Origin of the sequence: Porphyromonas sp., from assembly GCF_030529325.1 — a bacterium.
GTDB lineage: Bacteria > Bacteroidota > Bacteroidia > Bacteroidales > Porphyromonadaceae > Porphyromonas_A.
Map to the genome: position 1 here is coordinate 1 of NZ_JAUMXC010000079.1, position 4,850 is coordinate 4,850.

Here is a 4,850-nt window from a genome sequence, read left to right on the forward strand (position 1 = left end):
ACCCAGGACCCACAGCTTAGAAGGCTGTTGCTCTATCCAGCTGAGCTACCCGACCATCAATTACGGTGCAAAGATAGGAATAATTATCAAATTAGAAAAGCCTGCAAATGTTTTTCTACCTAAATATTAGGATTCGTATCCATTGAACTATTGCAATCCTCCCTCGCTCGATTCTCCCTACATGAGCCGATGATTTACGTTCAGTTAACACTTCAAAATACTAGGGCTAATACACTCCGAAAGATATCATGTTGAAGGAGTCTAAAAAGGTTGTCTAACTTAATGCATCAAGGTAGGCACATTGATTCATCAAGGTAGACACATTGTTTTGACAGGTTGTATACGGAGATTAAATAGATTACTACTTAAAGCTAACTTATGGATGGAAATCAGCTTAATTCAAAATAGAATTCGCGCTATACTTCATTGAAGAAAGAGCTAGATATTCGTATCTAAAAAAATCGCTACATTTGCGCAAAGAGTGTGCTCTTATGCACATAATACAAATATATAATAACAACAGACGCAATAACTATGGGTCGAGTTCTCTATACCATATATATAGTATTGATATTTACTCCACTGTTTACAATCATCACTATACTATCAGCCATTGCAGCATCCCTCAGCACCTTTGTCGGTTTAGAGAGATTTGGCACAATGTACCCGGGCATGATTTGGAGTAAGCTGACAATGATACTCTCACTCTGCAGGATCACTGTAGAAGGCCGTGAGAACATACCTTCTGACAAGTGCTGTGTAGTGGCGTGCAATCATCAAAGCGCGTTTGACATCTGGGCTCTTTATGGCTACACTCACATCCCTTTCAAGTGGGTACTCAAAGGATCACTCAACAGAGTCCCCTTTGTAGGTTGGGCTTGTCGCAAGTGTGGGTTCATATTCGTAGACAACTCGACTCCGGAACGCGCAGCCGGTGTCGTCAAAGCTGCCAACCAAGCCTTAAAAAACGAGTATCATGTGATCATATTTCCTGAAGGTACAAGGAGTGCCGATGGAGAATTGGGAAAATTCAAGAAGGGTGCTTTTAAAATCGCAATGGACACCGGAGCCCCCATCTTACCAATGTCGATCAGTGGAGCTTATGACATTCTCAGCAAATCAGACCTGATACCAAAGCGAGGACACATTCACCTCAAAATACATCCGGTAATAGATAGCCTGAAGTATCCTCAAGACATCAAGGGTCTCATAAGCCTCTCTGCAGATACAAGAAATGCCATACAAAGTGGTATCATACAGACTAAAAAAACAGACTAAAAGAGAGCTCTTTTTCCTACAATATCAGATACAACAACCTTTTCACTCACCGCTTTTTATAACAATATCATCATCTACCTACTTGTGGTTAATATTTATTGTAATAGTTGGCGTAAATAATCTTAGATAGGTATGGTTATTATCAAGTATATTACTATCTTTGGCAGCAAATTAAATACATTCTTCTCTAAACTCACAAACTAAAATCAAACAAGTGAAGGAGAGGCTTAGGGAGGATAAATAGCTCATCTAAATATTAATCTAATATATTTTATGGCAAAGATCAAAGGAGCGGTAGTTGTTAATACTCAACGCTGCAAGGGCTGCAACCTCTGCGTTGTCTCTTGCCCTACTAAAACACTCTCACTTCACCCGGATGAAGTAAACGACAAGGGCTATCACTACGCCTACATGAAAGAACCGGATCTATGTATCGGCTGTGCTAATTGTGGTACGGTATGCCCAGATGGTTGCATCACTGTGTACAAAGTGAAGTTATAATCGATGAAAAGTCTGACTCCCAAAAATTCTCTTGTTTGATCCGGCAATCACATATTTTCGAAGTGAGACAAGAAGAAACGTGGAGTTCTAGAGTCGATTAACAGACAAAGGTATTAACGAAGAAACAACTAAAAAACTACTATGTCAGAAGAAATTAAACTGATGAAGGGCAATGAAGCAATTGCCCATGCAGCCATCCGTTACGGCACTGATGGATACTTTGGTTATCCTATTACACCTCAAAGTGAGGTACTTGAGACGTTTACAGAACTCGCACCTTGGGAGACTACAGGTATGGTCGTACTTCAAGCTGAAAGTGAAGTTGCGGCAATAAACATGGTTTATGGAGGAGCAGGTTGTGGCAAGAGAGTGATGACATCTTCATCAAGCCCAGGTATGAGTCTCAAGCAAGAGGGTGTATCTTACCTCGCAGGAGCGGAACTACCATGTCTCCTTGTGAACGTCATGCGTGGAGGTCCCGGTCTTGGCACAATCCAGCCCAGTCAGGCAGACTACTTCCAGACCGTCAAAGGTGGTGGTCATGGAGACTACAGACTTATCACCTTGGCTCCAAATTCGGTGCAAGAAATGGTGGACTTTGTAGCCCTCGGTTTTGATCTTGCTTTCAAATATCTCAACCCTGCAATCATCCTCTCGGACGGAGTTATCGGTCAGATGATGGAAAAGGTCATCCTCCCTCCTATGAAGCCAAGAAGAACGGAAGAGGAAATTCGTAAGGAATGTCCATGGGCAACCCTTGGTAAACCAAGCAGCAGAGAGCCAAATGTTATAACATCTTTGGAGCTTGACTCTCAAGTAATGGAGCAAAACAACCATAGATTCCAAGCTAAGTATGCTCGTATAGAGGAAAATGAGGTAAGATTTGAGGAAACAATGTGCGAAGATGCTGACTATATCATTGTAGCCTTCGGTTCTTCAAGCCGTATCTGCTCTAAAACTGTGGAGGTTGCAAGAGAAAATGGCATCAAGGTAGGTCTATTGCGCCCTATTACACTTTGGCCTTTCCCAACCAAGGAAATCCAACGTCTTGCAGAAAGAGTGAAAGGATTCCTCTCTGTGGAACTTAATGCCGGCCAAATGGTTGAAGATGTTAAGCTTGCAGTAAATGGCAAGGTACCTGTATATCACTATGGTCGTATGGGTGGTATGCTCTTCTCTCCGGATGAAGTATTTGATGCCCTTCGTAGAGAATTTAACTTGTAAAAAACAACTTGTCAACAACCTTGTAACGAAAGAAAGTATATCCTGACATGGCACGTTTCCTGCAGATACTTACCCTACTCTTCCTATTACTTGCAGTAGCAACAGTTGTAGTGTTCTTTGCTGTACCGGAGTCAAAGACATTGTTCTTTGTACTTGGAGGGACCGCTGTCGGAATCAGACTTATATACTACTTCATTAGGTTCATTACAAGAGAATAAAACAAGATTAGACATAAATAACAAACAAGAATTACAACCCATAATAATATCATCAACATGGATATTAAAGATATTATCAAACCCGAAAACTTGGTGTATCAAAAGCCTAAGCTAATGAATGATACCCAAATGCACTACTGTCCGGGTTGTAGCCACGGTGTGGTGCATAAACTCGTTGCAGAAGTCATCGAGGAAATGAATATGGGCGAACAAAGTATAGGTGTAGCACCTGTAGGATGTGCCGTATTCGCATATAAATATATAGACATTGATTGGCAAGAGGCTGCCCATGGTAGGGCTCCGGCTTTAGCAACTGCTATCAAAAGACTCAACCCTGAAAAATTGGTGTTCACTTATCAAGGTGACGGAGACCTGGCTGCAATTGGAACTGCAGAGACCATCCACGCTTGCAACAGAGGTGAAAATATCACTATTATCTTTATCAACAACGGTATCTATGGTATGACTGGTGGTCAGATGGCACCAACTACCCTACCCGGCATGAAGACAGCAACGTGCCCTGCTGGTCGCAGCGTAGAACTCAATGGTTACCCTCTAAAGATCTCTAACCTTCTGAAGGAGCTTGATGGCACTTGTTATGTTACCAGACAATCTGTGCACAATGCGCCATCGGTAAAGAAGGCAAAAAAGGCTATCCGTAAAGCATTTGAAAACTCTCTCAATCGTAGAGGTACATCTGTAGTAGAAGTCGTATCTACATGTAACTCAGGATGGAAGATGTCGCCAGCGGCGTCAAATGACTGGATGGTTGAAAATATGTTTGCACACTATCCTATCGGAGACTTAAAGGACGAGTAAAAAACAAGAACTTAAAGATCAAAGATTATGAAGAAATACGAGATAGTTATCGCAGGCTTCGGAGGACAAGGTGTGCTTTCAATGGGTAAAATTCTTGCATACTCCGGGCTTATGGGGAACAAGGAAGTGAGCTGGATGCCTTCGTATGGCCCTGAACAAAGAGGTGGTACAGCAAACGTAACTGTCATCATAAGTGACGAAAAAATCAGCTCTCCAATCCTCAACAGCTATGATATCGCAATCGTCCTCAATCAGCCGTCATTGGACAAATTCATTGGCAAAGTAAAGCCTGGTGGTATGCTTATATATGATGGTTATGGTATCCATACAGAACCTAAACGAGATGATATCAAGCTCTACAAGATAGATGCTATGGATGCAAGTTTGCAAATGAATAATACACAAGTATTCAATATGATTGTACTTGGAGGTCTACTGAAACTTGCCCCAATGGTAGATATTGAGCACGTGCTTCTTGGTCTCAAGAAGTCTCTCCCTGAGCGTCACCATAAGCTTATTCCACTTAATGAGGCCGCAATCCTTAAAGGCATGGAAATCATCAGAGAAAAGGAACAATAAACAGGTATACCTACATTCTAATAATAGCATTGGGGCTGATTCTAAATAGAATCAGCCCCAATGCTATTAAAAATATTTGTGAGGGATAAACATCAAAATATGAAGCAGACCGAAACATATCCGAAGCCAACATTCAGACTTCGTCTTTCAGGTTTGATGTAAAATCTTCTCTAAAACCAATAGTGTCCTAAATGTTTGTATTGGGGCTTAAGAATGCAGGAGAGTCACTTC

6 protein-coding genes are annotated in these 4,850 nt (G+C 41.5%); all 6 read left to right on the top strand.

Annotated features, from left to right (window positions below; translation table 11 throughout):
* Positions 1 to 534 precede the first annotated feature (534 nt).
* The gene (locus Q4A14_RS08705) at positions 535 to 1,278 is read left to right on the top strand and encodes a 1-acyl-sn-glycerol-3-phosphate acyltransferase (protein ID WP_303171467.1); all 744 of its coding nucleotides are present in this window, start codon (positions 535 to 537) and stop codon (positions 1,276 to 1,278) included.
* Positions 1,279 to 1,551: 273 nt separating this feature from the next.
* Positions 1,552 to 1,779 (top strand): 4Fe-4S binding protein, encoded by a 228-nt coding sequence (locus Q4A14_RS08710; RefSeq protein WP_036846080.1) that lies wholly within the window; start codon positions 1,552 to 1,554, stop codon positions 1,777 to 1,779.
* Positions 1,780 to 1,920: 141 nt separating this feature from the next.
* On the top strand, positions 1,921 to 3,003 hold the full coding sequence (locus Q4A14_RS08715; RefSeq protein ID WP_303171470.1) for a 3-methyl-2-oxobutanoate dehydrogenase subunit VorB: 1,083 nt from the start codon (positions 1,921 to 1,923) through the stop codon (positions 3,001 to 3,003).
* Between the two features lie 47 nt (positions 3,004 to 3,050).
* A complete protein-coding gene (locus Q4A14_RS08720; protein ID WP_303171472.1) occupies positions 3,051 to 3,221 on the top strand; it encodes a hypothetical protein in 171 nt (56 codons plus the stop codon).
* Between the two features lie 57 nt (positions 3,222 to 3,278).
* The gene (locus tag Q4A14_RS08725) at positions 3,279 to 4,040 is read left to right on the top strand and encodes a thiamine pyrophosphate-dependent enzyme (protein ID WP_303171473.1); all 762 of its coding nucleotides are present in this window, start codon (positions 3,279 to 3,281) and stop codon (positions 4,038 to 4,040) included.
* Positions 4,041 to 4,067: 27 nt separating this feature from the next.
* Positions 4,068 to 4,619 (top strand): 2-oxoacid:acceptor oxidoreductase family protein, encoded by a 552-nt coding sequence (locus tag Q4A14_RS08730; RefSeq protein ID WP_303171474.1) that lies wholly within the window; start codon positions 4,068 to 4,070, stop codon positions 4,617 to 4,619.
* Positions 4,620 to 4,850: the final 231 nt, after the last annotated feature.

Bases quoted from the DNA above. Each gene is read 5' to 3' on its own strand.
- Q4A14_RS08710 (WP_036846080.1), top strand. From the start codon at position 1,552: ATGGCAAAGATCAAAGGAGCGGTAGTTGTTAATACTCAACGCTGCAAG.
- Q4A14_RS08720 (WP_303171472.1), top strand. From the start codon at position 3,051: ATGGCACGTTTCCTGCAGATACTTACCCTACTCTTCCTATTACTTGCA.
- Q4A14_RS08715 (WP_303171470.1), top strand. From the start codon at position 1,921: ATGTCAGAAGAAATTAAACTGATGAAGGGCAATGAAGCAATTGCCCAT.
- Q4A14_RS08725 (WP_303171473.1), top strand. From the start codon at position 3,279: ATGGATATTAAAGATATTATCAAACCCGAAAACTTGGTGTATCAAAAG.
- Q4A14_RS08730 (WP_303171474.1), top strand. From the start codon at position 4,068: ATGAAGAAATACGAGATAGTTATCGCAGGCTTCGGAGGACAAGGTGTG.
- Q4A14_RS08705 (WP_303171467.1), top strand. From the start codon at position 535: ATGGGTCGAGTTCTCTATACCATATATATAGTATTGATATTTACTCCA.